General features: G+C 32.2%; 1 protein-coding gene. It reads left to right on the top strand.

Going from position 1 to position 923, the window contains the following annotated elements:
• The first annotated feature begins 310 nt into the window (after positions 1-310).
• Positions 311-706: a hypothetical protein gene (locus tag AC1TO5_RS21195; RefSeq protein ID WP_482064820.1), complete on the top strand. Its 396-nt coding sequence runs from the start codon at positions 311-313 to the stop codon at positions 704-706.
• Positions 707-923 lie beyond the last annotated feature (217 nt).

The raw sequence follows: 923 nt of genomic DNA, 5'->3' as shown, positions 1-923 counted from the left end.
TACATAGTATAAATGAAATGTTTAATGAACGAATAGAATCTTAAGTAATTCAAGAAGTCGCCGACATCTCATAACACAGTATTCACGCGGCGGCTACGCCTTGGTCAGAAGAGGAAATTCAAGATGTAATTTCTATCTGACAACTTGCTGCGCAAGTTCGTGAATACAAGAACGTTATATGTAATCACTTGAAAAATTAAAATTAGAAAAGAGATGACAGTACTTGAATGGTAATTTAATACAATAATTTCATGCCCTTTCCAGTGAATTAAACAATAAGTTAAATATCATACCATTGATGTACGGTTCTTTGGGATTAGAACATATAACGTCAATAGATTTAGCACCCAGTGATATTGATATCTTAATACCAAACGTATTTATTAATGAAAAATGGAATGAATTAAAGGAAGTAGTAGAACAACTTGGATATAGGTTGGAAGATATTGATGAACATGAATTTAGAAATGAAAGAACTAGAATTGCATTTTCTAATATAGAAGAATTAGAAACGTTCGTTGGAATTAAGGAGCAAGACATTATGGAAAAAGAGAATGATCAAATAAAGTATAAAGTACTTAATTTAGAACAATACGAAATAGTATATAAAAAATCAATACAAGATGGTTATCGGATCCATACAAGAAATAAAAAAGATCAAGAGAAACTTGAATTAATAAATCGATTAAAGAAAAAGTCTAATTAGGTTACTCGAGTAGAAGTGACTACATATAACACAGTATTCACGCAGCGGCTACGCCTTGGTCACTATGATGCATTTGGCAGAGTAGTATAATCAGTGACAACTTGCTGCGCAAGTTCGTGAATACAAGAACGTTATCGGAAATCAATGAAAAACACTCTTGAACTAACGATCTTGAACTAACGATCAGTAGAGTCTGGTTCTACTAGAGGAGAGTTGA

The organism is Paenibacillus sp. Y930, assembly GCF_056786375.1.
The sequence above is the reverse complement of the archived record's forward strand: the minus strand, read 5'-3'. Positions and strand labels throughout refer to the sequence as shown.